The 23,479-nt window shown below is 44.9% G+C and carries 24 protein-coding genes; 17 read left to right on the top strand and 7 right to left on the bottom strand.

Features of this window, described 5'->3' with window-relative positions; genetic code table 11:
- The 4 genes from UQW94_RS03700 to UQW94_RS03685 are packed head-to-tail and all read right to left on the bottom strand — an operon-like array spanning position 1 to position 2,753.
- Positions 1 to 870: a heme/hemin ABC transporter substrate-binding protein gene (locus tag UQW94_RS03700; RefSeq protein WP_213987592.1), complete on the bottom strand. Its 870-nt coding sequence runs from the start codon at positions 868 to 870 to the stop codon at positions 1 to 3.
- Between the two features lie 28 nt (positions 871 to 898).
- Positions 899 to 1,312, bottom strand: a complete 414-nt coding sequence (locus tag UQW94_RS03695) for an ExbD/TolR family protein (protein ID WP_005375322.1) — start codon at positions 1,310 to 1,312, stop codon at positions 899 to 901.
- Positions 1,309 to 2,007 carry a MotA/TolQ/ExbB proton channel family protein gene (locus tag UQW94_RS03690; protein ID WP_017821236.1) on the bottom strand — a complete coding sequence of 233 codons (699 nt, stop codon included), beginning with the start codon at positions 2,005 to 2,007 and terminating at the stop codon, positions 1,309 to 1,311. The genes UQW94_RS03695 and UQW94_RS03690 overlap by 4 nt, the downstream gene beginning before the upstream one ends.
- The gene (locus tag UQW94_RS03685; protein WP_053303818.1) at positions 2,007 to 2,753 is read right to left on the bottom strand and encodes an energy transducer TonB; all 747 of its coding nucleotides are present in this window, start codon (positions 2,751 to 2,753) and stop codon (positions 2,007 to 2,009) included. Before UQW94_RS03685 ends, UQW94_RS03690 begins: the two co-directional genes overlap by 1 nt.
- A 160-nt stretch (positions 2,754 to 2,913) precedes the next feature.
- On the opposite strand from UQW94_RS03685, the gene hutW reads away from it, so the two are divergent.
- The 4 genes from hutW to UQW94_RS03665 all read left to right on the top strand — a co-directional run bounded on the left by hutW (position 2,914) and on the right by UQW94_RS03665 (position 6,041).
- Positions 2,914 to 4,284 carry a heme anaerobic degradation radical SAM methyltransferase ChuW/HutW gene (gene hutW, locus UQW94_RS03680; protein ID WP_136976506.1) on the top strand — a complete coding sequence of 457 codons (1,371 nt, stop codon included), beginning with the start codon at positions 2,914 to 2,916 and terminating at the stop codon, positions 4,282 to 4,284.
- Positions 4,285 to 4,316: 32 nt separating this feature from the next.
- Entirely contained in the window at positions 4,317 to 4,820 is a 504-nt protein-coding gene (gene hutX, locus UQW94_RS03675) for a heme utilization cystosolic carrier protein HutX (protein WP_005385051.1), read from the top strand.
- 56 nt (positions 4,821 to 4,876) lie between these two features.
- Positions 4,877 to 5,407 carry a heme utilization protein HutZ gene (gene hutZ / locus UQW94_RS03670; protein ID WP_005375331.1) on the top strand — a complete coding sequence of 177 codons (531 nt, stop codon included), beginning with the start codon at positions 4,877 to 4,879 and terminating at the stop codon, positions 5,405 to 5,407.
- Positions 5,408 to 5,504: 97 nt separating this feature from the next.
- Positions 5,505 to 6,041 carry an ATP:cob(I)alamin adenosyltransferase gene (locus tag UQW94_RS03665; RefSeq protein ID WP_033906781.1) on the top strand — a complete coding sequence of 179 codons (537 nt, stop codon included), beginning with the start codon at positions 5,505 to 5,507 and terminating at the stop codon, positions 6,039 to 6,041.
- 80 nt (positions 6,042 to 6,121) lie between these two features.
- On the opposite strand, the gene UQW94_RS03660 is transcribed toward UQW94_RS03665, so the two are convergent.
- Positions 6,122 to 7,036, bottom strand: coding sequence for a chemotaxis protein (locus tag UQW94_RS03660; RefSeq protein WP_239932411.1), 915 nt, complete (start codon positions 7,034 to 7,036; stop codon positions 6,122 to 6,124).
- Positions 7,037 to 7,251: 215 nt separating this feature from the next.
- On the opposite strand from UQW94_RS03660, the gene ppiC reads away from it, so the two are divergent.
- The 6 genes from ppiC (at position 7,252) to UQW94_RS03630 (ending at position 14,309) form a co-directional block, all read left to right on the top strand.
- Positions 7,252 to 7,593, top strand: coding sequence for a peptidylprolyl isomerase PpiC (gene ppiC, locus UQW94_RS03655; protein WP_080276970.1), 342 nt, complete (start codon positions 7,252 to 7,254; stop codon positions 7,591 to 7,593).
- A gap of 343 nt (positions 7,594 to 7,936) precedes the next feature.
- Positions 7,937 to 9,241: an MATE family efflux transporter gene (locus tag UQW94_RS03650; RefSeq protein WP_322142005.1), complete on the top strand. Its 1,305-nt coding sequence runs from the start codon at positions 7,937 to 7,939 to the stop codon at positions 9,239 to 9,241.
- 174 nt (positions 9,242 to 9,415) lie between these two features.
- Positions 9,416 to 10,177 carry an ATP-binding cassette domain-containing protein gene (locus UQW94_RS03645; RefSeq protein ID WP_213885192.1) on the top strand — a complete coding sequence of 254 codons (762 nt, stop codon included), beginning with the start codon at positions 9,416 to 9,418 and terminating at the stop codon, positions 10,175 to 10,177.
- Positions 10,178 to 10,197: 20 nt separating this feature from the next.
- The gene (locus tag UQW94_RS03640) at positions 10,198 to 11,046 is read left to right on the top strand and encodes an ABC transporter ATP-binding protein (protein ID WP_225473240.1); all 849 of its coding nucleotides are present in this window, start codon (positions 10,198 to 10,200) and stop codon (positions 11,044 to 11,046) included.
- Complete coding sequence (locus UQW94_RS03635) at positions 11,036 to 12,550, top strand: ABC transporter substrate-binding protein (RefSeq protein WP_322142004.1); 1,515 nt, start codon at positions 11,036 to 11,038, stop codon at positions 12,548 to 12,550. The genes UQW94_RS03640 and UQW94_RS03635 overlap by 11 nt, the downstream gene beginning before the upstream one ends.
- 4 nt (positions 12,551 to 12,554) lie before the next feature.
- Positions 12,555 to 14,309, top strand: coding sequence for an ABC transporter permease subunit (locus UQW94_RS03630; RefSeq protein ID WP_373921544.1), 1,755 nt, complete (start codon positions 12,555 to 12,557; stop codon positions 14,307 to 14,309).
- Positions 14,310 to 14,486: 177 nt separating this feature from the next.
- Here the strand turns inward: UQW94_RS03630 and UQW94_RS03625 are convergent, their stop codons facing one another.
- The gene (locus tag UQW94_RS03625) at positions 14,487 to 15,245 is read right to left on the bottom strand and encodes a DeoR/GlpR family DNA-binding transcription regulator (RefSeq protein WP_005375354.1); all 759 of its coding nucleotides are present in this window, start codon (positions 15,243 to 15,245) and stop codon (positions 14,487 to 14,489) included.
- Positions 15,246 to 15,519: 274 nt separating this feature from the next.
- On the opposite strand from UQW94_RS03625, the gene ltnD reads away from it, so the two are divergent.
- From ltnD to UQW94_RS03595, 6 genes are all read left to right on the top strand, one after another.
- Positions 15,520 to 16,428, top strand: a complete 909-nt coding sequence (gene ltnD, locus UQW94_RS03620; RefSeq protein WP_322142003.1) for an L-threonate dehydrogenase — start codon at positions 15,520 to 15,522, stop codon at positions 16,426 to 16,428.
- A gap of 25 nt (positions 16,429 to 16,453) precedes the next feature.
- A complete protein-coding gene (gene otnK / locus UQW94_RS03615) occupies positions 16,454 to 17,710 on the top strand; it encodes a 3-oxo-tetronate kinase (protein ID WP_213968462.1) in 1,257 nt (418 codons plus the stop codon).
- A gap of 11 nt (positions 17,711 to 17,721) precedes the next feature.
- The gene (locus UQW94_RS03610; RefSeq protein ID WP_005385078.1) at positions 17,722 to 18,369 is read left to right on the top strand and encodes an aldolase; all 648 of its coding nucleotides are present in this window, start codon (positions 17,722 to 17,724) and stop codon (positions 18,367 to 18,369) included.
- A complete protein-coding gene (gene otnI, locus UQW94_RS03605; RefSeq protein ID WP_005375365.1) occupies positions 18,369 to 19,145 on the top strand; it encodes a 2-oxo-tetronate isomerase in 777 nt (258 codons plus the stop codon). The genes UQW94_RS03610 and otnI overlap by 1 nt, the downstream gene beginning before the upstream one ends.
- A gap of 61 nt (positions 19,146 to 19,206) precedes the next feature.
- Positions 19,207 to 20,166, top strand: coding sequence for a D-erythronate dehydrogenase (gene denD, locus UQW94_RS03600; RefSeq protein WP_005375367.1), 960 nt, complete (start codon positions 19,207 to 19,209; stop codon positions 20,164 to 20,166).
- Positions 20,166 to 21,659, top strand: a complete 1,494-nt coding sequence (locus UQW94_RS03595; protein WP_005375369.1) for a GntP family permease — start codon at positions 20,166 to 20,168, stop codon at positions 21,657 to 21,659. The genes denD and UQW94_RS03595 overlap by 1 nt, the downstream gene beginning before the upstream one ends.
- A gap of 266 nt (positions 21,660 to 21,925) precedes the next feature.
- On the opposite strand, the gene rcnR is transcribed toward UQW94_RS03595, so the two are convergent.
- Entirely contained in the window at positions 21,926 to 22,198 is a 273-nt protein-coding gene (gene rcnR, locus UQW94_RS03590; RefSeq protein ID WP_031780939.1) for a Ni(II)/Co(II)-binding transcriptional repressor RcnR, read from the bottom strand.
- 135 nt (positions 22,199 to 22,333) lie between these two features.
- Between rcnR and UQW94_RS03585 the strand changes: the two genes are divergently transcribed.
- Complete coding sequence (locus UQW94_RS03585) at positions 22,334 to 23,410, top strand: nickel/cobalt efflux protein RcnA (protein WP_005385086.1); 1,077 nt, start codon at positions 22,334 to 22,336, stop codon at positions 23,408 to 23,410.
- Positions 23,411 to 23,479: the final 69 nt, after the last annotated feature.

The following is a 23,479-nucleotide window of genomic DNA, read 5'->3' as shown; positions in this document are numbered from 1 at the left end:
CTATGGGTAAAGCAGTGCATTCAAGCGTTTAGCTTCTGCAAGGCTTTTAAGACCCAAACCACCTACCAGAGCATGGCCATCAATCGTTATGATGTCTTTGTTCTTTCCAGCGGGTGTTGCAGCAAGAAGCGGCATTGCTTTTAAAATTGCATCGGCACCACCCAACGTTTCATAGCTGCGACCACTAACAAGAATCACGTCAGGCTGCATCTCTACCATCGCTTCTGTGGATAGAGGCTTGTAAGACGAGAGTTGTGTAGCGGCTGGGTTTTGTCCGCCGGCGAGTTGAATAATTGCATCGGGTGTCGTTTGTGAGCCCGCAACATTTGCAGGTCGCCCTTCATGGATCAGCAGAAAGAGCACTTTCTTTTTCTTCGCTTGATCAGGTTGGTTTGCATTGAGTGCTTGTACTTGCGCCTGGACATCTTGCTTTAAGCTTTCAGCTTGAGCCTTGCGATCCATAAGGTTCGCAATTTGATCAATACGTTGATAAAGGCCCTCGACATTTGCATCAGTATTAACAATTTCTACCTCTACGCCAGCCGATTTCAATTGGCTCAATGTTGTTTTCGGCCCCATCTCATCAGAACCAATGACTTTTGTCGGACGTAAGGCGAGCAACCCCTCCGCTGAAAGACGACGATGGTAGCCCACTTTAGGCAGTTCCATCCCTTTTGGTAATTGACTGGTGACGTCGATAGCAACCAAGCTATCTTTAGCTTCGAGTTCAAGCAAGAGTTCAGTGACGGCGCTGCCTGCGCTAACAACGCGCTCTGAGGATGGCGTTTCATTGGCAAAAAGTTGACTACTCGCAAGTAGGGAAATGGCTGCCGTGACAACAGCATGAATAGTGATGCGTGTGTTCTTCATTTTGAAAGGATCTCTATCTTACTTATTTTTATGATGGCTCTTCAGTGAGTAACTGAGTTGCTTGAATTCCGTTTTCTTGTAAAAAGCCGAGAAGTTGTACTAGCGACTGAATATTCGCGGTTTTTTCTGCTCCAATTACAATCGGTTTATCGCTTGACTTACTCTCTTCTAACAGCGCGAGGGTAAAGTTGTCCCAATCGATATATGTCTTGCCGTTAATAGCCCAGTAAGGCTCGTCTTTAAGAATATTTACCGTGATGGATTGCTTATCGACATCTGCAACAGCCTGAGATTCTGTGCTCGGTAAATTGACGTCTAATGAATCGAGTTTGACCGCTGCGGTTAACATCAGGAAAACCATGACGATAAAAATAATGTCTAACAGCGGTGTTAAATCGGGGGTTAAACCGTTACGACTATTTTCTTGTGGTGTTTTAATCATTGACTTGCGGCCTCAATCTTCCCAGAAGAGCGCAGTGTTACTTTTGAGTGGTCTGGCGAGACATGCTGTAACGATATACCTTCAAGCCATAAGTTGACGTAGTTTAAAGTGTGCTCAAGCTTGGCGATTACACGATCCGCCCACAAACCAATGATCTGCGCTCCTGAAATAGCAGGAAGTGCGATAATGAGACCCGCGGCAGTGGTGCGCATAGCAAGACCTAGGCCGTCAGCCAAATCATTCGGAGTGATATTCCCCGTTGAAACCGCGATGCCTTTGAACATGTCAATTAGGCCAAGTACCGTACCAAGCAAGCCAATTAAAGGACTGATGACACCAATCAGCGTCAGCAAACGAAGGCCGGAATGCAGCTGATGGCGTTTTTCTTGCAGCCAAATACCTGCGGCATCTTCTCTTAAAGATTTCGAGAAAGAATGATGAGCAAGCAACATCGCAACACCACGGTACAGAAGCGGCCTCTTATTCGACAACTCTTCAGCAAGTGCTTCAAGCTCGCTCCCATTTGTTGGGTCTAATCCTGTGAGCTTTTGGCGAATGGCTCGTTTTCCTACACCAAGGCTAATTAACACATGGAATAATCGCTCGGCGATGATCATCACGGTTAGAGCTGAGCAAATGATCAAAGGCCATGTCATCAGCCCAAATTGAGTTTGTAATTCTTGTAGTTGTTCCATTATCCATCCAACTTAAAACGAACAGGTACTTGTACTCGGTGAGCGACTTTTAGCCCACCTGAAATATGTGGTGTAAATTGCCACTGTTTGATCGCACGAAGTGCTGAGGCATCTAGCGACTCTGTGCCGGAAGACTCAATCAAAACCTGTTTAATCTGGTTACCATTCTCATCTAGCCATATCTCATACAAGGCTACACCTTCAATACCGCGTCTTTGTGCAGACCTTGGGTAACGGGGTTGTGTTGGTTGACTCACAAACGTTGGTTTGTCTACCAAGACAGGCTGAGACGTTGCCCCTTTGGATTGGCTCGCAGGTGCGGATTGTTGAGCTACCGTCTCTTTCTTCACTGGTTCCGTTTTTTTCTTTGGTTTCGCTTCGGGCTGAACCTTTTGCTTTGTTACGGTTTTGGTGGGCTCGACCGCTTTAGGTTTAGATTGTTTAACCGGTTCAGGTTTTTTCTCTACTACCTTCTTCTTAACAGCGTCTTTCTTGACGACCTGTTTTTTTACAATCTTCTTTTCTGGTTCAGGTTGGTCTTGAGGCTGCTGCTCTTTTAGTGGTGCTACATTTTCTGGTGTAGATTTTTCGACAGCTGGAGGAGCAGACACAAGATTTAGACTTACCGAACTTGCTGGGTTTCCAGCCGGCATCGCGAACACCTTTGTCTCTTGAGAAACAAAAAGAAGTGCGGCATGGATGGCAAGGGAAGCACCTCCTGCAATGACATATCTTTGTACGTTCACGGAATATCTCGGGAAACTATGAAAACTTGGGCAGATTATTACTTACAATGGAAATAAGATCAATTATCAATTGCATTATCATTACGCTCAAATTATGATTCTTGCAGAATTTTTAAGATCAGCTTCCATCCCTTACATGATGGGAGTTAAGCGAGTATATATGAGCGTCGATATCGATAAGCTTGATGAATCAGTGTTGGGCAGTGATAGTCCTGATCCATTGCGATTTGCTTTTGTTAAGAAGCATTCTGCACATGCCGGGGGAGCGAGCGTACCTGTGCCCTCGTCTCAACAACAGGCGATTTTTTCGAGTATTACGGCTAACTCAATTAAAGCGACCAATAAACGCTGTCTTTATATTCATGTTCCGTTTTGTCGCGTTCGTTGCACTTTTTGTAACTTCTTTCAAAATGCTGCAAGTCGCACACTGGTTGATGAGTACTTTGAAGCATTAATGCAGGAGCTTAGAGAGAAAGCGGCATTACCTTGGACACAAAATGGTATTTTTCACGCCGTATATATCGGGGGCGGAACGCCAACGGATTTATCTCCAGTACAGGTTCGTGTGTTAGGCCAGGCTATCCGAGACCACTTTCCTTTGGCTGCAGACTGCGAAATCACCTTAGAAGGTCGCATCAATCGTTTTTCTGATGAGTTGTATCAAGGCACTTTAGAGGGTGGGTTTAATCGTTTCTCTTTTGGTGTGCAAAGTTTTAATACACAAGTGCGCCGCAGCGCAAAACGTTTAGATGATAGGGAAGATGTCCTCAAACGAGTGAGCGAGATCGCCAAAGAAGACAAAATTCCGGTCATTATCGATTTACTCTATGGCTTACCTTATCAAACCAAAGAAGTGTTAGAGCAAGATTTAAATGATTTCCTCTCGACTGGCGCACACGGACTGGACTTGTATCAGTTAGTGGTTGGTGGGTCAGCTCCCATGCTCAACCTCGTAGAAAAGGGAAAAATCCCGCCACCTGCGACCACACCAGAAAAAGCGGGAATGTATGAGCTCGGTGTGAACTTTATGGCCAAACACCATATGAAGCAACTGAGTGTGAACCATTGGGCAATCGATAACCGCGAGCGTAGTTTATACAATAGTTTAGCCAAGACTTATGCAGAGGTATTGCCAATTGGCTGTGGTGCTGGAGGTAATATCGGTGGCTACGGGATGATGCAACACCGCACACTAGAGACCTATATTAAAGCGGTCAAAGAAGGTCAAAGCACCATCGCGATGATGATGAAGCAAAGCCCTCTAGAACCACTTTTTTCTGCACTCAAATCTGCGTTTGACCGTGGCATTGTTCAAGCAAATCAACTTCCATCATTTATGGGAGAGGACGCGTTCGGGTTTTTATTGCCTCTATTTAAAGTGTGGCAAGCGAAAGGCTTAGTACAACTACATGAACGTAGCGCAGTCCTTACTCTTGCAGGCAGCTTCTGGGCAGTGTCATTGGCTCAAAGTTGTATTCAGGTACTCACATCAGAGATGAACGAAACCGTACCGAAAGCATCCAATAATTAATGAAAACAAATTGAACAAAAACGGAAGACACAATGGAATCAATCAAGCAACAAGTTGAAGTATTACTAGAGCAAGAACCACAATTATTGCCAGCTGCGATGGCAGAGCGTCTTGGCATTTCCGAGTTTGAGGTTGTTGCGGCTCTACCTCAGGAAATGGTGGCTATTGCACCAGGAGAGCAAGCGCAAAGCATCTTAGAAAGTTTGGTTGGTTTTGGCCCGGTGACGACCATCGTCCACTCTTTTGGTTCTATCTTTGAAGTTAAAGCGCCGTTTCCAAAAGGAAAAGTGGCGCGTGGCTATTACAATTTAATGGGTAGAGAAGGTGAACTGCACGGCCACCTTAAATTAGATAACGTTAAAAATGTCGCATTAGTCAGTAAACCGTTTATGGGTAGAGAGAGTCACTATTTTGGTTTTTTCTCAGAGTGCGGAAGCAATATTTTCAAGGTTTATTTAGGCCGTAACGAAAAGCGCGAGTTGATTGAAGAGCAAGTCACCGCATTTCGTGCCCTACAAGCCGAATTAAAAAAGTAATCACAAACATAATCGAGGCTTAACTCGAATACTAATTAGTAAAGTCAGGTATCAATATGGATCAACAAGTTAAACAAGAGCGTTTGCAAGGTCGTTTAGGGCCAGAGATCAAAGAGTTCCGTCAGGAGCGTCGTACACTTCAGCTTGCAACTGTCGATGCAGAAGGTCGCCCGAATGTAAGCTACGCGCCTTATGTCCAAAACCAGGAAGGTTATTTCGTTCTCATTTCTAAAATCGCTCGTCATGCCCGTAACCTTTTAGAAAATCCAAATGTTTCATTGATGATGATCGAAGATGAAGAGTCTTCAAAGCAGCTGTTTGCTCGTAAGCGCTTAACTTTTGATGCGGTAGCAAATGTAGTTGAGCGAGACACAGAGATGTGGCAACAAGTTGTTGGACAAATGAAAGAGCGTTTTGGTGAGATTATTGATGGTCTAAGCCAGCTAGAGGATTTCGTTTTGTTCAACTTAAAGCCAGAATCGGGGCTATTTGTTAAAGGTTTTGGTCAGGCGTATCAAGTGTCTGGTGATGATTTAGTCGATTTTGTTCACCTTCAAGAAGGTCACAAGAAAGTCGAAAGTGCCTGATTGTAAACCGATCATATGAATGTCGATAATTTGGCATAATGAACGTTTAAAGGGAGTTAGGTTATACTGACTCCCTTTTTTATATTGGAACAAAAGCATGAAACCTGTAAGTAAGGAATTGAGCGAGATTTGCTATCCGTTTATTTACGAGGACAGTCCGGTTTGTGACTTTGAAATTACAGCAGATGAACTTTGTAGTCGTATTGGCCTTGTTCTCGCTATGGAGTTGGACGAGTTTAGCCGCGATATACTGACAAGAATGCAGCCTAATGTTTATCATCTAAATGGTTCGGTTCGCGGAAAATTAGCGATTACAGAGACGGAAGTTGAAGAGTTAAAGGCCGATTATGCTTTGCTCAAGCAACGCATTGATGGTGGCTTCAAAGGCTTTGTTCTACCCGGAGGGCACCCGGCAGCCAGTCAATTGCATTTGTGCCGTTGCCAAGCTAAAAAAACGGTACGAGCATTAGTTGCCGTTGAACATACAGGTAAGAAGCAGCCCGCACCTATTTTGTTTCGTTACGCGAACTTATTAGCGAATGTACTTTACAGCCTAGCTTCTTATATTAATCATACTCATCAAGTCAAAGAGACGGAATTCGTTTCTCGTAGTTACGCGATGCCAAAGAAGTGAGCTGAGAAATTAGCGGATGTGAGCATCAGGGGTAGGACAAGCACTGCATTATATTCTCAAATCAACTCGTCCAATAAGAGTTAAGAAGTCATAGCTTTGGCTTCTAGCTCTTTTGCTCCGCGAAGCATCGCTTCGATTAGTTCTCCTGCATTGAATTTCTCAAGTGCCTCATGCGCGCCAACTTGGTGAGCTCTGTCTACACAGATTTCGCTCGATAACGATGTATGTAAAATGCGGTATGAATGGTTCAGAGAGGAATTATTCTGAACTTCAAATGCTAATTCATAACCGTCTAATCCGGGCATTTCAATATCGCTGACCAGAATATCAATTGGGCGATGAGCCGCAGCGTCACTTTTCATCAGTTCCAATGCATCTAAACCATTTTTACAGATTTGATACCCAATATTGATGCTATCGAGTGCGTCACATAGCTGTTTACGAGCGATGGAAGAGTCATCCACCAATAGAATACTGAGTGCTTTTAGGCGTTCTCGCTCAATATCTGTCAGCATTGGGATCTTTGAATTCTCGTACTGCGGATAAATTTTGGAAAGTAGCAGTTCCACATCCAGCATTTGAACCGTTTTATCCTCGTAGCGAGTAATTCCAGTCACGAAAATATTTTTTCCAGCGCTCGGAGGTGGCGTTTCAATAGCTTTCCAATCGCACTCAATGATCTTCTCTATACTACGAACCATAAAAGCTACCACGGTTCGCAAGCAATCTGTCACGATCAAGTAGCAGCTTTTATATTCTTCTTCACTTATAGGACGAAAGCCAACAGCCGCTGACATATCGATCACTGGTACTGTTAAGTTACGTATCGTAACGGTTCCAATGACGTGATGATGCGAGTAAGGGATCTTCGTCGTTGGCATGTATGGGACGATTTCACGGACTTTTAGCGTACCGATAGCGAAACTCTGTTGCAGGGTGAGCTTAAACATCAACATGCCCTGAGACTGATTCGCTTTGCTAACGACTTTTACCATGAAAATAACCTTATAAATACCACCGAATTGTGTCTAATCTAATCTTATCAGACGAAGGCTTCAACCATCGGAGAGACAAATGTGAGCTTTTTAGACAATCTTTTAGAGACATAGTGATTAACTGAGCAAAACTTGTTTGTATTTTAAACTCATTATGTAGACGATTTTATATTCCTCGTGTATTTGGGCCTTTACCGCTGAGCTATTATTAAGAAATGTTTGGTCTGTTAAAAAGGATTGGGTACACTTGCGCGACCAGAATAGTGAGAGATAGATCAATGGCAAATACAGCAGCCGCATTACATATTCTTGTGAAGCACAAAGAGCAAGCGGAAGACATAATCAAGCAACTGAAAAAAGGCGCAAAGTTTCAGACATTAGCGAAGAAGTATTCAACTTGCCCGTCAGGCAAACGCGGTGGTGACCTTGGTGAATTCCGCCGTGGTCAAATGGTACCTCAATTCGACAAAGTGTGCTTTTCTGGCGAAGTGTTAACGCCGCATCTAGTTAAAACCAAGTTCGGTTGGCATGTTGTAAAGGTGCTTTACAGAACATAAGGCTTGGTATCGACCTAAACATTGTCAGATGAAACCCACAAGCATTAAATATCATCTGTACGGTCTCTTTTCACCAATCACTACCGTTATGACATGGCAGATACATTCTGATCTGCCATGCTCCACCAAACGCCAATCTTTCCAAACTAGAAACTCATTTATATGCAGTTAACTTGGCTTTTCTCATAAGTCGTTATTCTATTTCAAGCTTTGATATGAGGATACGTTTGCCGGTTGTATCAATTATCAATGCTATTCCTTGCTGGCGAACTTTGGTTCATGTTCGGGCGCCATTCGCATATGATAGCGACCTTATAAAAATTAATCCTGTTCATAATTTAAGATGTCCCTGACTCATAAAGACTATTTTAAAATCGCATTTCCTTTCATCGTTTCTACTGTTACCCAACCATTATTGGGGGCGGTGGACACCGCGGTGATCGGTAAACTCGGTGTGGCTGAGATGATTGGTGGTGTAGCGATAGGCACCGTCATCATGAATACCTTGTATTGGCTGTTTGGCTTTTTCCGCGTCAGTACGACTGGGCAAAGTGCAATAGCATTAGGTAAAAATAGCCCAGAGGATCAAGCGAGCAGCTTATTCCGTCCTTTCGTGCTTTCGCTTTGCCTTGGCTTGATTTTCATTGCGTTGCAGTCCGTGATTTGGATGGGGGCAGAGCTGATTATCTCCCCTGATGCAGTTGTGGCAGAAAACGCTAAGATTTACTTCGATATCATGATCTTTGGTGCGCCATTTGTACTGCTGAACTACACCGTGATTGGTTGGTTGATGGGGCAGGCGAAAGCCAAAGAAACCTTGTTCACGCAAGTGTTTGGTAACGTGCTGAACATCGTGCTGGATATCGTCTTTGTGTTGTACTTCGATATGGGGATTGCTGGCGTTGCGGTAGCGACACTTATCGCGCAAATCTCGACGTTTGTTATTGGTGCGGTGCTGGTGTTGAAAACCTGCCGCTTCCCGCTGTTTGATTACATTCAGACCGCAAAAATGACGCGTAAAGATCTCAAAGTTATCGCGTCTTCCAATATGGATCTGCTGCTTCGCACTGTGTGTCTATTGGTGTTCTTCAACATGATGGCGCGTGTAGGCTCTCAGCTTGGTTCTGATGTGCTTGCTGCGAACGCAATCTTGATGCAAGTGACCTTTATCGTCAGCTACATGTTCGATGGTGTGGCGAATGCGTCGAGCGTCTTCGCAGGTAAAGCAGTAGGGCAGAAGAATAAGACATTGCTTGATAACGTGATTAAGCTAAACACGCAATGGACCGCAGCGTTCGTTGTTGTCTTGACCTTGCTGCTAGTGCAGTTCAAACACCAAGTGGTGTCGTTATTTACCACTTTGCCAAATCTTGTTGAGCTGTATTTGGACATGAGCCCTTGGTTATTGGCATTCCCGTTGGTTGCTGGTTTTGGTCTTACGTTTTACGGCATCTTTATCGGTACAGGGACGACGCGACCAGTGCGTAACTCTACCTTTCTAACCATGGTGTTGTTCTTAGTGACTCAATTTATTGCGGTGCAATATTGGGGCAACCACGGTTTATGGCTGGCATTCACGTTGTTCTACGTTGGGCGCTTTGTCTTCTTGTTTCCATACCTCGGTCAAGTTAAACAAAAGTGTCTTTAATACACACTGTCACAAATGACCTAACTTAGATGTTCTTATCACAAGGGGGGGGAGCTATCTGCCCTTGTTGATAAATCTGAAAAAGGTGATGAAATAACCTTTCCGACTGGTTTCCTTGCTTTAACCCGCATGATATTATTTGTGATGTTATATTATTACATTTAGTTTGATGCCGTGATTTCTCGACCAATACTCTCCGTTAATAATCTCAGCCTTACAGACTCAGAACGCACACTCTTCAAAGACATTTCTTTTGAGCTGTTTCAAGGTGAAGTTCTTGCCATTATGGGACCTTCCGGCATTGGTAAATCCATGTTGTCGAAAGCCGTCGCAGGTTTTTTGCCGTCTGATATTTGGGTAGACGGAAGTATCCAGCTTAACAGCAGTGAGGTCGCACAAACTGCCATGCTGCAACGGAGTCAATCTCAGCGTCCTGCGGTCATTTTCCAAGATGCACTTAAAGCACTGAATCCATTGGCCTCTGTCGAGCAACAACTGTGTTTGGCATTGACGGGCAACAAAACACGTTTGTCTTCAGCAAACCGAGAAACGGTGACGACCTTGCTGTCTCAACTCGGATTTACGGATCCAAAAGCAGCATTAGCGCAGCATCCAAGCCAGCTATCTGGTGGTCAACGTCAGCGTATTTGTATTGCCATTGCGTTGCTTGGTAGTGCCAACTTGATCATTGCTGATGAGCCCACCAGTGCGCTCGATCCAATCACCGAAGCGGAGATCCTTGAGTTGTTCCGCAGCAGTGTTCAGCAACGCAACATCAGTGGTTTGTTGATCACGCACGACCTATCTGCGGCTTTGGCGTGTGACAAAGTCTTGGTGATTGCGGACAACACCATGGTGGCTTATGGCGCACCATGGCAAGCCATTCAGCAAAGTTCGCATCCTTTCTGCCAACAACTTGCGCAACTGCTGCCTTAACCTCATCTCTGGAGCCTATTTTGACTAAGCACAACTTGATCGGGCACACGCAGCCTAAATCGGCGGAAGTTCGCTTTGAGCAAGCCAGTGTTCACTATTACTCCAAACCAAGTTGGTTAGGGGGCAAGCCGTTTAAAGCGCTCGAACAATTGGATCTTGCCATTGATACACAGAACATTGCGATTGTTGGTCCTTCTGGTGCGGGTAAATCGACCTTGATTGAGCTTTTGTTCGGTCTTCGTAAACCCACATCTGGTGAAGTGTATGTGTGTGGTTATCCGCTATCGCGTAGCTCGGCTAAGCGGCGCCAAGAGTTATGTCAGCACATTCAGCTGATCCCGCAAGAGCCGCAGTCTAGCTTGAATCCGTACTACACCGTTCGCCAGATCTTACTGGAGCCTTTGAGCAACATTGGTTTAACGCAAGAACTTAACGAGAAGGTGGAAAAGGTCTTGGCGGATGTCGGTTTGGATCTCGCATTGTTAGATCGTAACCCGCAGCAATTATCAGTTGGGCAAGCGCAACGTGTGGCTATCGCCAGAGCTTTAATTGTTGAGCCTTGCGTGTTGGTTGCCGATGAGCCAACCAGCAGCCTAGATCCCGTCAGTCGTAAACAGATTCTCGACTTGTTGGCAGGCATTCAAAAGAGTCGTCAGATGCGCCTGATTTTGGTGACACACGACCTCGATGCGGCACAAACCCTATGCGATGAAATCCTGGTGTTAGACAAAGGACGCGTTGTCGAGCACGGCACAGCACAAAACGTGACAACTAACCCATCGCACTTGATCACGAGAGCCTTGATGAGCGCTCAACACAAAAGTAATGAATTCACAAAAACCATTGGAGAGGTTTCTTATGCACCTTAGTACTCCCAAGTTAGCTTTGTCGCTGGCTTTAAGCGCACTGCTGACGGGTTGTTTTGACTCTGGCGAAAGCAAGCCAGAAGCGGAAAAAGCAGCTGCACCGCAAGCAACGGAAATTCGCGTTGCCATGATGCAACCACCACGCACAGGTTTGTCGCCACTTTCAGATGACGCGTTCAAACTGTCACGTTGGAGCACAGCACAAACGCTAGTGAACCTTAGCGATCAGTCGGTAGCAGAGCCTATGCTGGCAACAGAGTGGGAACAAGTTGACCCGATGACGTGGCAATTTACGGTACGTAAGGGCGTGAAATTCCACGATGGTTCTGACCTTGATGCCAACGCGGTCGTGAACTCTCTACAAAAAGCATTAGATGCCGCACCAAAGCCACGCATTTTGGATGGTATCGAATGGCAAGTTCGCGCATTGGACGACTTCACTGTTGAAATCAAAACGACCTTTAACGATCCATTGTTGCCAAGCCGTCTATCTAGCCCACAGCTAGCGATCCTTTCTGGTGCTGCATATCAAAAAAACGGTCGTGTTGTGCCAATCAATGCGGGTACGGGTCCATTCGTTCTGACAGAAATCAACGGGACAACCAGCGCTAAATTAAAGCGTTTTGATGGTTACTGGGGTGAAAAAGCGAAAGTAGATAGCATTTTTGCGGAATACGTACCAAACGGTTTTGCTCGTGCTGCAGCGCTGCGTACCGGTGAGGCGGATGTCGTTGAAGCGGTTCCTGTATCGCAAATCGCGATGATGGAATCTTCACAGCTGCACGAAGTGGCAATGCCGCGTACCAACACGCTTTACCTAAACAACAAATCAGATGTGTTTAGCCAGTTCGGTTTGCGTAAAGCAGCGGCTCAAGCGGTTAACCGTGAGCAAATCATCAAAACGGTTTACGAGAACCACGCCGATTCAGCGAAAGGTTTGTTAGGTGCTGCATTGGCATGGGCTCAACCAATTCGTGATGCGAACCCTCGTATGGAAACCATGGAAATGCGCCACGCGAACGGTGAGAAGATCACCATTGGTACGTTTACCGACCGTGCTGAGTTGCCAGAAGTAGCGGTGCTATTAAAGCAACAACTTGAAGCGGCTGGCTTTGTGGTTGAACTAGACGTTCGTGAATACGCACAAATCGAAAACGATGCACTAGCAGGTAAGTTCGATGCGTTCTTGTTGTCACGTGCAACGGTGTTGGATTCTGGTGACCCAGTGGCGTACATGCAAAGTGACTTTAGCTGTAAAGGTTCTTACAACCTAGGTCAGTTCTGCTCTGAAGAAGTGGACGCAGCATTGAAACACGCTGATCGTCAGCCGTTGGGTGAGAAACGCCAACAAGCGATCATCGAAGCAGAAAGCAAAATCCTTGAGCAATACGCTGTGATTCCACTGCTTCACGAGCGTGTAATCCAAGGTGAGAGTGATCGCGTGAAGAATGCACAACGTGACCCACGTGAGCGTCGCCTGATCGACCAGTTTACTGAGGTGAACTAACTCGATGTCGTCTGTTGCCAACATGCGTTCTCGTTGGAGCGCTTGTATGCCTGAATGGTTTACGCGTTTTTTGTCGCGCTTCCTGTCACTCGGGGTAGTGGTTGTGCTGGTGGGTTTGATGCCGGATATTGCCGGTATCGACCCAAGCCAATCAATCCTCCGTGCTCGTGCGGGTGCTCAACAATTGCTGACGGCAGAAGCTCTGCAAGCAATTCGAGAAGATCTTCAACTTGACCGCAGCGCTGCTGAGCGATTGTGGGATTGGCTGACGCTTGCCATGCAAGGAGACTTAGGTGTCTCTTGGGTGAGCGGCGCATCCGTTATGGAGAGCGTTCAACAAACCGCAAAAACGTCGCTATTACTGATGCTTACAGCGTTAGGTATGGCATTTGTAATGTGTATGGCGAGCGTCCTTTACACTGTGCGTCGTTGGCAACAGAATCGTTTAGACAAACATCATGACACGCTCAGTTCGGTGTTGGTCTCACTGCCTGAATACGTGATTGCTTCGTTGCTGATCATGGTGTTTTCCATTTGGTTGGGCTGGTTCCCGCCTTATGGTTGGCAAGGCGTGCAAAACCTCTGGCTACCAAGTTTGGCAATGGCATTGCCTGCTGCTGGCTTGTTTGGGCGCTTGCTCAATGACAGCCTCAAGCGTGTACTAGATGAGCCTTGGGTGATCAGTTGGCTATCGGCGAACGTCAGTAAGTTTCAAATATTACGCTTTGCCTTGTGGCGTGCTGTTAGTAACTTGATTCCTCAAATCGCAATGACGGTGATTGGTTTGACCGGCGGCGCGGTTGCTGTGGAACAAGTGTTTTCCATTCCGGGCATCGGACGACTAATCTTAGGTGCAGCGAAGTCACAAGATCTGCCGATGCTGCAAGGTGGCTTGTTGGTGTTACTGGTGTTCTCGATGTTGATCAGCAGTGCGAGTATTTTATTGCAACGCTGGTTACTCGGACACAGTGTCACAAGTGGTAAGTTGATCAGTAGTCACAGCACGTTCCGTTTTACCCAAAGCACCACCAAACGCATCGTCAGCGCCACAATCTTTGCCTTGCTGATTGGTTGTGCGGGATGGGCCTTAATGCGCGATCCTTACACTATCCAATTTACCCGCCTTGAATCGCCAAGCTTAGCAGCACCGTTTGGTGCCGATGCGGTCGGGCGAGATCTGCTTGCTCGTGTTGGCGGCGGTATGATGTCGACAATCAAAATGGGCATCATCGCAACCTTCCTAAGTTTGGTGATTGGTTTGCTGCTCGGCTTTGTGACTCGTTATAGCCAAGGCTTAATTGAGATCACCAAAGGTGTGCCATACATCGTGGCGGGTCTGCTGATTGCTGGTCTAACGGGGATGAACCCAAACAGTGCCTTGATTGCGATTGTTATGGTGTCATGGGCACCATTAGCAGCGCACTGTGCAAGTTTGTTGATGGAAGCCAAAGCGCAGCCTTACACGCATCTTGCGCCCATTTGGGGAACCAGTCAGTGGCGAGTACTCCGTTACTACTTGTTGCCTTATGTGCTGCCGCCATTGATTCGCCACGCGTTTCTGCGTTTGCCTTACATTACGCTTAGCCTGACTTCTCTGAGTTTTATCGGACTTGGCGTTAAGCCGCCAGAACCTGAGTGGGGTTTATTGATTGCAGAGAATCTGCCTTACATTGAGCGCTCACCATTAGGTGTCTTGCTGCCAATCTCAGGCTTAGTTTTGATGGCAATTGCAGTGAATTTGATTTTTGATGACAAGTGACGAGCAGCGATAAAGCGAAGTGAGCGTCCATATCCAGATGTAATCAGTAATTTGGTAATTTAGAAAACAAAAGGATGTGTTTTCTGCCAGAAAGTACACAGCACGGTCTACGTATATTGGAAGCACCTATAAATTAACGAGTATAAAAGTTACGCGAACTCAGATGTTTAGGTAGTATTACTCTTTATACACACGTAATCCTTTATCCGTTAATTCTTGAGTGACCACTTCGGATAGGTTTCGATCGGTAATAATTCCGTCCAATTGCTCGATGTCTAATGCATGAAAGCTCGCTATCTGACCGTATTTAGTTGAGTCTGAGATCAGATAATTGGTTTGTGCCGCCTTGATGATTGCTTTTTTAACGAGAACTTTATTTTCATTAGGTGTTGATAAGCCTTTCAAGCTCCAAGATGAAGTCGAAATAAAGGCGATATCAATATTTAGCCCATTCAAGAACTCTGCGACTTTTCCACCAATGGTGGATTGGTTCTCGCGGTCAATTTTTCCCCCTGTGTGGTAAAGCTCACATTCACTGTGCGTCATAAGGAAAGCAGCAATAGAGAAGTCATTGGTGATCACTAAAAGATCATTACGATTTGCTATTTGATGGGCGATTTCTAGAGAGGTTGTTCCCGCATCCAAGTAAATCGTAGCGTCTTGACCAATTAACGTAGCCGCCAGCTTACCAATTTGAATCTTTTCATCCGCTTGTTGCTCGACCTTCGCATCATGGGAAAGTTCGGAATGTAGAGCTTGAGCGAGTTGCACTCCACCAGAAACAGAAACGACTTTACCTGAGGATTCAAGCTTCACGATATCACGACGAATGGTCATATGTGATACGCCAAGGTGGTCGGTTAAATCTGAAATGCTTAACACTTCTTGATGTGATAACAGGGATAATATGGTTCTTTGACGTTCTGCTGGGATCATAGTTTCACTTCTATATTCTTGTTTTTCAGTATCCTACCAATCTTTTCATTTGTTGTGAATATCTGTGAATTATGTTCTCAACGTTGTAAGAACAGCCTTCGCTTGTGTTAACTGCTCGGAATATCTCTGCCCATAAAGAGGTATATATCACGACATTGTTAATTTGTGTGAAAAAATGTGATTCAAAGCGAGGTCTTAGTATTAATCTTCACATATAATCACATCAACCAAACAAGAATTAACAAAGTTTAATAGACCAGAAGGCATTGTTTTTATGAGTGAAGTTCAATCTGTAGGTGTTATCGGTTTAGGCTCTATGGGAATGGGCGCCGCAAAGTCATGTGTGCGTGCAGGCCTAGATGTCTATGGTTTCGATTTAAATTATCAAGCGCTTGAAGAGTTAGGTTCATTCGGTGCAAAAGCTGTTTCTACAAATGCAGTTGAGTTTGCAGATAAGCTTGATTCGGTTCTAGTTCTTGTTGTGAACGCAGCTCAAGTTAACACGGTCTTGTTCAAAACCGGTCTTGCTACAGCGCTTAAGCCGAATACGCCAGTAATGGTTTCAGCAACCATCTCAGCAGAAGACGCAAAACAAATTGAAGCGAAATTGGCAGAACACAATCTTGTGATGCTTGATGCACCGGTATCTGGTGGTGCTGCAAAAGCAGAATTAGGTGAGATGACTATTATGGCGTCGGGAGCGCAAAGCACATTTGATGCACTTGAACCAGTACTCAACGCAACGGCAGCTAAAGTCTACAACATCGGTGAAGCGATTGGCCTAGGCGCAACTGTGAAGATTATCCACCAATTGCTAGCAGGTGTTCATATCGCAGCTGGTGCTGAAGCAATGGCATTAGCGGCACGTGCAAACATTCCTCTTGACCTGATGTACGACGTGGTGACGAATGCAGCGGGTAACTCTTGGATGTTTGAGAACCGCATGAAGCATGTAGTTGATGGTGACTACTCCCCTAAATCTATGGTCGACATCTTTGTGAAAGATTTAAACCTCGTATCGGACACAGCAAAAGATCTCAAATTTCCACTTCCTCTATCAAGCACAGCACTAAACATGTTTTTGAGTGCAAGCAATGCTGGTTTTGGGCAGGAGGACGACAGTGCCGTTATCAAGATTTTTGATGGTATTGAGCTTCCAGGTGTAGAAAACAAACAGAAATAAGCGCACGTAAAACGGAGAAAAAATGATGTTATTAGGCGTTATCGCAGACGACTTTACTGGCGCAACAGACATCGCAGGTTTTCTTGTAGAAAACGGCATGCGCACAGTTCAGCTTAACGGTATTCCAAAAGAAGAGATTGATGTAAACGCAGATGCGGTCGTGATCAGTCTTAAATCTCGCTCTTGTCCTGTAGATGAGGCAATCGAGGATTCAGTAGCAGCGCTTAAGTGGCTGCAAGCAAATGGCTGTCAGCAGTTTTACTTCAAGTACTGCTCAACGTTTGACAGCACAGCAGAAGGTAACATTGGTCCTGTAACGGATGCACTGCTTGCAGAGCTAGGTGAAGCGTTCACCATTGTATGCCCATCATTACCAGTGAATGGTCGCACAGTTTTCAACGGCCATCTATTTGTATTCCAAGACTTGCTAAGCGACTCAGGTATGCGTAATCACCCTGTGACACCAATGACTGATTCAAGCCTAGTTCGTATGATGGATGCTCAATCTCAAGGCAAATCTGGCCTGGTGAACTTCCAAATAATTGAACAAGGTCCAAAAGCGGTAATTGAGCGCTTTGAAGAGCTAAAAGTACAAGGCAACCGCTACGCAGTGGTTGATGCATTCAATGCAGAGCATCTCGTCACACTTGGCCAAGCAGCGAAGTCTCTAAAACTGGTAACTGGTGGTTCTGGTTTGGCTGCGGGTATTGCTAAGAACTGGATAGAGAACCTTGAAGATCAAAGTGATGCGAAGCAAGAGGGGAACCCTAAAAAGGCACCAACCGTTGTGTTATCTGGATCTTGTTCTGTCATGACCAACCAACAGGTCGCTGTTTACAAAGAAAAAGCGCCACACTTTGCTATTGATGTGAAGGCGTGTCTGACGGAAGAAGATTACTCAAATCAAGTGTTTGATTGGGTCATGACCAACATCGAAAGCGAGTTCGCACCACTGGTTTACGCAACCGCAGATGCAGCGGCGTTAAAAGCGATTCAACAAGAGTTTGGCGCGCATTCTTCAAGTCACGCGGTTGAACAATTCTTTAGCCAACTTGCAATCAAACTTCAGCAGCACGGTGTGAAAAATTTCATCGTTGCGGGTGGGGAAACCTCAGGGGTTGTAACCCAAAGCCTAGCCGTAAAAGGTTTTCATATCGGTCCTCAAATCGCACCAGGTGTACCTTGGGTGAAGTCACTTGAAGGCGAGCTTTCTTTGGCTCTGAAATCGGGCAACTTCGGCGATGAACACTTCTTTGCCAAAGCACAGTCGTTTTTTGAATAGGTGAGGTTGTGATGAATAAAGAATTGATGACAGAACAACAACTGCGAGAGCAAATGGTCACTATGGCGCGCTCTATGTTTGAACGTGGCTATGCGACTGGCGGCGCTGGCAACCTTTCTCTAAAACTGCCTAATGGACACTTTCTGGCAACGCCAACTGGTTCTTCGTTCGGCCGCTTGATTGCTGAAGAGCTTTCGGTTGTGGATATTGATGGCAACCATATCTCTGGTGAAAAGCCATCAAAAGAAGTGGCTTTTCATCTGGCGATTTATCGAAATAACTCAAAGTGTAATGCGATTGTGCATCTACATTCTACTTACTTGACGGCGCTTTCTTGTCTTGAAGGTTTAGATCGCGAGAATGCCATCAAAGCTTTCACACCTTACTTTGTAATGCGCATTGGCGAACTGCCAGTGATTCCGTACCTGCGCCCGGGCGACCCTCAGATTGCTGAAGAACTTGCGCAGCGGGCTAGTGACTACCGAGCTTTCCTCCTGGCGAACCATGGTCCAGTGATCACGGGTACGGACTTTGAAGATGCAGTGGATAACGCAGAAGAGCTAGAAGAGACAGCGAAGCTAGCGTTCATTCTTAAAGATAGCAACATCCGCTACTTAACGGATACTGAGATTCAAGACCTAAAAGGGAGAGGTAAGTAATGGCTAAATTCGCGGCAAATCTGACAATGTTATTCACAGAAGTTCCTTTTCTAGATCGTTTCGAAAAAGCACACCAAGCGGGCTTCAAAGCGGTGGAATACCTTTTCCCATACGCATTCGAAGCGCAAGAACTAGCAAGCAAGATACAGCAGTTTGGTTTTGAGCAAGCGTTATTCAACATGCCTCCAGGTGATTGGGATGCAGGTGAACGAGGTTTTGCAGCTATTCCGGGGCGTGAGGATGAATTTAAAACGAGCGTCGAGACTGCGTTGATGTACGCCAAGGCACTGAACTGTAAAAAGGTTCACGCTATGTCTGGCATTGTTGATTCACGCTTCACTCGTGATCAGCATATTGAAACCTTTATCTCAAACATTCGTTATGCAGCGGATAAGTTTGCCGAACATGGTGTTGAGCTGATGATTGAGCCACTCAACAATCGCGATGTACCGAACTACTTTGTTGCACATCAACGTGAAGCGGTTGAACTCATCAAACAAGTGGCTCGTCCAAACGTGAAATTGCAGCTCGATCTCTATCACGCACAAATTATGGACGGTGATCTGAGTACGTTGATTCGCGATGTGGCGCCATACACAGGCCATATTCAAATTGCTTCTGTGCCTGAAAGGCACGAACCATCGGAAGGCGAACTGAATTACCCACACCTATTCAATGTTTTGGATGACTCTGGTTACCAAGGCTGGATCGGTTGTGAATACAACCCAAGGCATAGCACGCAGCTGGGCCTTAGTTGGGTTAAACCATACCTATAACAATTTTAATTTCTATCCATAAATAACTTGAAACTAATTACAAAAACAAAGGGTCGTGACTATGAATATTATCATAACTGGAGGGGCGGGTTTTCTCGGAACCCTACTTGCCAAATCACTACTAAAAGAAAACAAAGCTGAAAGTATTACTATTGTCGACATTCAAAAGTCGCGCTTAGAGGGCATTGATGACCGAGTCGTTTCTTTAGTCATGGATATGACAAAACGAGAAAATATAGACCAAGTTATTACTGCCGAAACGACACACATTTTTCATTTAGCGGCAATTGTATCGAGCCATGCTGAGCAAGATTTTGATTTAGGCGTAGCTGTAAATCTGACGACCACACAGTTATTGCTTGAGCGTTGCCGTAAAGTAAACCCTAATATTCGTTTTACGTTTGCTTCATCTTTAGCTGTATTTGGTGGTGATCTTCCGGAAACGATTACACCAATAACAGCACTTCATCCTCAGTCATCCTACGGGACGCAAAAAGCTATAGGTGAGTTATTGGTGAACGACTATGCCCGTAAAGGCTTTGTTAAAGCTGTATCCGTACGTTTACCGACTATTTGTATTCGCCCTGGGAAACCAAACCTTGCCGCTAGCTCTTTCGTAAGCGGAATTATTCGTGAGCCTTTGAATGCTCAAGAATCAAATTGTCCTGTAGACCCTACGCTAAAACTTTGGATATCGAGCCCGTCTAGAGTGGTGGACAATATTCAATATGCAGGGCTAATGCCTTATGAGCAGTTAAATAATCTGTCCTATAGAACGCTTAATTTACCTGGTATTCAAACTACACCAGCTGAGATGATTCAAACAATGGACACTCTAATGGGTAAACAACTTTCTAATTATATTACCTATGAGCATGATGCGGGTATTGATCGTATTGTGAGTAGTTGGCCACAAAAAATTGATTGTACTAAAGAACTGGAGCTTGGATTTAAATCAGACAGTAATTTCAAGGATGTATTACAACAATTTATTTCTGTTAACAATATGGAGATTGTCTAATGTTACCAACCTCAGTAATTGGACTAATAGTAGCCGTATCAGTCCTTGTTTTTCTTGTATTACGTACAAAAGTACATGTGTTAATTGCGATGTTAATTGCGGCATGTATCGCAGGTATTATTGGTGGGTTAAGTGTTGACGACACGATTGCGACCGTTAGCAAAGGATTTGGTGGAACATTAGGCGGTATAGGGATTGTCATCGGTCTCGGCGTTATGATGGGGGCTATTTTAGAGGCTTCTGGAGCAGGAGAAAGTATTGCCTATAATTTTATAAAGTGGTTAGGAAAAAAGAAAGAAGAGGCCGCTCTTGCTGTAACTGGCTATATTGTTAGCATCCCAATCTTTGTGGATAGCGCGCTTATCATTCTTTATCCAATTGCGAAGTCTTTGTCAAAAACGTCCAATCGCTCGATTTTAACGCTTACGGTTGCTCTGGCGGGCGGCTTGGTCGTAGCGCATCACGCTATTCCGCCGACTCCAGGACCTTTGGGCGTTGCTGGTATCTTTGGTGTCGATCTTGCCAGCATGTTAGGTTTTGGTTTGATGATCGCAGCGCCTTGTGTCATGGGTATTGTTTGGTATGCAAGATGGTTAGAAAAGCAGTTTCCTGAATTCATTCCAACCGAACATTTCTCGAAGTCTAGTGAGCAACTGATTAATGATCACAAAGAGTACATTGCAAGTAAAGAAGCGAAAGACCTACCATCTTTAAGTAAATCTATCGCTCCAATTATTATCCCTATTTTACTTATACTTGCGAAATCAGTGATGGGTTTATTAGAGGGGACTTTCGGTTTCGAAGGGCTGACTGCAACAACATTTGGTCAATTTATCGCTTTTATCGGCAGCCCTACTATTGCACTATCAATAGCGACGTTACTAGCGGTTTACACATTGGGTAATAACCTTACCAAAGAAGAAGCGAATGAAAAGATGGAACAAGGAATCTCCACTTGTGGCATCATTTTGTTAGTAACAGGAGCTGGTGGCGCGTTAGGTGCCGTATTGCGTGAAACGGGTGCGGGCGCAGAGATTGCCAACCAAGTTGCAGGGCTTCCTATTTCTGCGGTTATGATTCCATTTATTATTGCGACGTTAGTTCGTATTATTCAGGGCTCTGGTACAGTCTCCATGATAACCGCTGCTTCTATATCTGCCCCAGTTTTAGTGAATATTCCTGACGTTAACCTTTTATTCGCAGCGACGGCAGCTACGATGGGATCTCTATTTGCTGGCTACTTTAATGACTCGCTATTCCATATTGTTAATCGATTAATGGGGGTGACTGAGGTTAAGAAACAACTCATTATTTGGACTATTCCAACAACAATTGCTTGGGCTATTGGTGGTTCATTAGTCATGATTCTTAACTTATTCTTCGGATCTCATGGTTCAATCTTTGATCCCGTGTTACCACTTGCTGTACTTTTGGGATGTGTCGCATTTACAAAATCTTACAGCGCTAAGCACGTCGAATTACAAGAGGTATAAAGGTTTATTTGTACTCTTCCATAAAGTAAAAGCCTATCACAACATGTATTTTTATCAGATGGTTTAGAGATTGTTAATAATATGAACGGCCCTATGTTTGGGCCGTTTTAGTTCTTATAAATAAACTATTTAACTCGAACCGATATAGGTTCCATTTTCAACTTAATCAATATGAAATGGAATTGTTATTTCCCGCTTAGTAAGCGATTACCTATAAAGGATCTATTCGAGTTTAACCCTAGTGACTTTACTCTAGCGAAGTAGGGTTACTTTATATAAGAGTCCAGTACTTTTAATACGACTTCCATATCTTTTTCACGTTGAGTTTTGTCTTCCTCAAGTACAACGTGCTCAATTAAGTGACCTTTAATTACTTCTCGCATCAAACCATTTACTGCTCCCCGAATAGCGGCAATCTGCTGCAACACATCTTGGCATTCATGCTCTTCTTCCAGCATTTTTTTAAGTCCATTCACCTGACCCTGTATTTTACTGACTCGAGTGTTGAGCTTCTTTTGATCTCTGGTTGTATGCGACATGTCTTATCTTCTTTAAGTTACGGGCCGAGTTATTCTAACTGATAATGTAGCACTCAATTTATACTGGGGGGTAGTATTTAATACTAGGGGGGAGTATAGTTTGCGATAAATTAGAATCAACAACAGAGAACAACAATGGATTTTGTCGCGTTACTACAACAAGGTAATGGGTGGTTCTTTATTCCCAGTGCCATTTTGCTTGGCGCTTTGCATGGTTTAGAACCTGGGCACTCTAAAACGATGATGGCGGCGTTCATTGTCGCTGTGAAAGGAACGGTCAAACAAGCCGTGATGCTGGGTTTAGCTGCCACACTTTCTCACACTGCAATTGTATGGTTAATCGCTGTTGGCGGGATGTATATTAGCCAGAAATTCACCGCTGAAGCGGCTGAACCATGGATGCAACTTATCTCTGGGGTCATTATCGTGACAACCGGCGTATGGATGTTTTGGCGGACATGGAGCGATGAGCGAGCTTGGAACAAAGCTCAGGATCATGCTCGCGATTGGACGACGCAAGTTGTGGATACAGGACATGGGCATGTTTCGCTTTCGATTACAGAGGAAGGGGAGCATCACCGTTTCCAGTTGCGAACACTCAGCGGTAAACCTTTAACTGCTGAAGGTATCAAGGTTTCGGTATCGAGTGATGGTTATCAACCTTCTGATATCTATCACTTTATAGAGCGTGATGGATACTTGGAATCGGCGTCTTGCATTGAAGTCTCTAATGGACTTTCTGTCACTTTGATCATCGGGCACCATGATCATACCCATGACTTTGATGTGCATTTCCGTCCTGGTTCTCATTTAGAAAGCGAAGATAAGGAATATCAAGATGCTCACGAGCGCGCTCACGCTTTAGACATTCAAAAGCGCTTTGAGAATCGAGACGTGACGAATGGGCAAATTCTGCTGTTTGGATTAACGGGCGGTTTGATTCCATGCCCTGCTGCGGTAACGGTTTTGCTTATCTGTTTGCAGCTTAAGGCAATGACTCTTGGTGCGACTTTAGTTGTGTCATTCAGTATTGGCTTAGCCTTGACTCTGGTTGCTGTTGGCGTTGTGGCAGCAGTGGGCGTGCAAAAAGCGACATCTAAATGGAGCGGTTTGAATGATGTTGCACGTCGAGCTCCCTACTTATCGGGCGTCTTGATCAGTGCAGTTGGTTTATACATGGGTATGCATGGATACATATCGCTGACGAGTTAAACTCTGTGGTAAAGATTCTTTTCCTTTCTTTTTGCATGGGTAATGGCTTCATGCCTTGGTTTGCATATT

It is taken from the genome of Vibrio sp. PBL-C16 (assembly GCF_034321865.1).
In the GTDB taxonomy this organism is placed as follows: domain Bacteria; phylum Pseudomonadota; class Gammaproteobacteria; order Enterobacterales; family Vibrionaceae; genus Vibrio; species Vibrio alginolyticus.
The sequence above is the reverse complement of the archived record's forward strand: the minus strand, read 5'-3'. Positions and strand labels throughout refer to the sequence as shown.

Bases quoted from the DNA above. Each gene is read 5' to 3' on its own strand.
- UQW94_RS03700 (WP_213987592.1), bottom strand. From the start codon at position 870: ATGAAGAACACACGCATCACTATTCATGCTGTTGTCACGGCAGCCATT.
- UQW94_RS03695 (WP_005375322.1), bottom strand. From the start codon at position 1,312: ATGATTAAAACACCACAAGAAAATAGTCGTAACGGTTTAACCCCCGAT.
- UQW94_RS03690 (WP_017821236.1), bottom strand. From the start codon at position 2,007: ATGGAACAACTACAAGAATTACAAACTCAATTTGGGCTGATGACATGG.
- hutW (WP_136976506.1), top strand. From the start codon at position 2,914: ATGAGCGTCGATATCGATAAGCTTGATGAATCAGTGTTGGGCAGTGAT.
- hutX (WP_005385051.1), top strand. From the start codon at position 4,317: ATGGAATCAATCAAGCAACAAGTTGAAGTATTACTAGAGCAAGAACCA.
- hutZ (WP_005375331.1), top strand. From the start codon at position 4,877: ATGGATCAACAAGTTAAACAAGAGCGTTTGCAAGGTCGTTTAGGGCCA.
- UQW94_RS03665 (WP_033906781.1), top strand. From the start codon at position 5,505: ATGAAACCTGTAAGTAAGGAATTGAGCGAGATTTGCTATCCGTTTATT.
- UQW94_RS03660 (WP_239932411.1), bottom strand. From the start codon at position 7,036: ATGGTAAAAGTCGTTAGCAAAGCGAATCAGTCTCAGGGCATGTTGATG.
- ppiC (WP_080276970.1), top strand. From the start codon at position 7,252: ATGTTTGGTCTGTTAAAAAGGATTGGGTACACTTGCGCGACCAGAATA.
- UQW94_RS03650 (WP_322142005.1), top strand. From the start codon at position 7,937: ATGTCCCTGACTCATAAAGACTATTTTAAAATCGCATTTCCTTTCATC.
- UQW94_RS03635 (WP_322142004.1), top strand. From the start codon at position 11,036: ATGCACCTTAGTACTCCCAAGTTAGCTTTGTCGCTGGCTTTAAGCGCA.
- UQW94_RS03630 (WP_373921544.1), top strand. From the start codon at position 12,555: ATGTCGTCTGTTGCCAACATGCGTTCTCGTTGGAGCGCTTGTATGCCT.
- UQW94_RS03625 (WP_005375354.1), bottom strand. From the start codon at position 15,245: ATGATCCCAGCAGAACGTCAAAGAACCATATTATCCCTGTTATCACAT.
- ltnD (WP_322142003.1), top strand. From the start codon at position 15,520: ATGAGTGAAGTTCAATCTGTAGGTGTTATCGGTTTAGGCTCTATGGGA.
- otnK (WP_213968462.1), top strand. From the start codon at position 16,454: ATGTTATTAGGCGTTATCGCAGACGACTTTACTGGCGCAACAGACATC.
- UQW94_RS03610 (WP_005385078.1), top strand. From the start codon at position 17,722: ATGAATAAAGAATTGATGACAGAACAACAACTGCGAGAGCAAATGGTC.
- otnI (WP_005375365.1), top strand. From the start codon at position 18,369: ATGGCTAAATTCGCGGCAAATCTGACAATGTTATTCACAGAAGTTCCT.
- denD (WP_005375367.1), top strand. From the start codon at position 19,207: ATGAATATTATCATAACTGGAGGGGCGGGTTTTCTCGGAACCCTACTT.
- UQW94_RS03595 (WP_005375369.1), top strand. From the start codon at position 20,166: ATGTTACCAACCTCAGTAATTGGACTAATAGTAGCCGTATCAGTCCTT.
- rcnR (WP_031780939.1), bottom strand. From the start codon at position 22,198: ATGTCGCATACAACCAGAGATCAAAAGAAGCTCAACACTCGAGTCAGT.
- UQW94_RS03585 (WP_005385086.1), top strand. From the start codon at position 22,334: ATGGATTTTGTCGCGTTACTACAACAAGGTAATGGGTGGTTCTTTATT.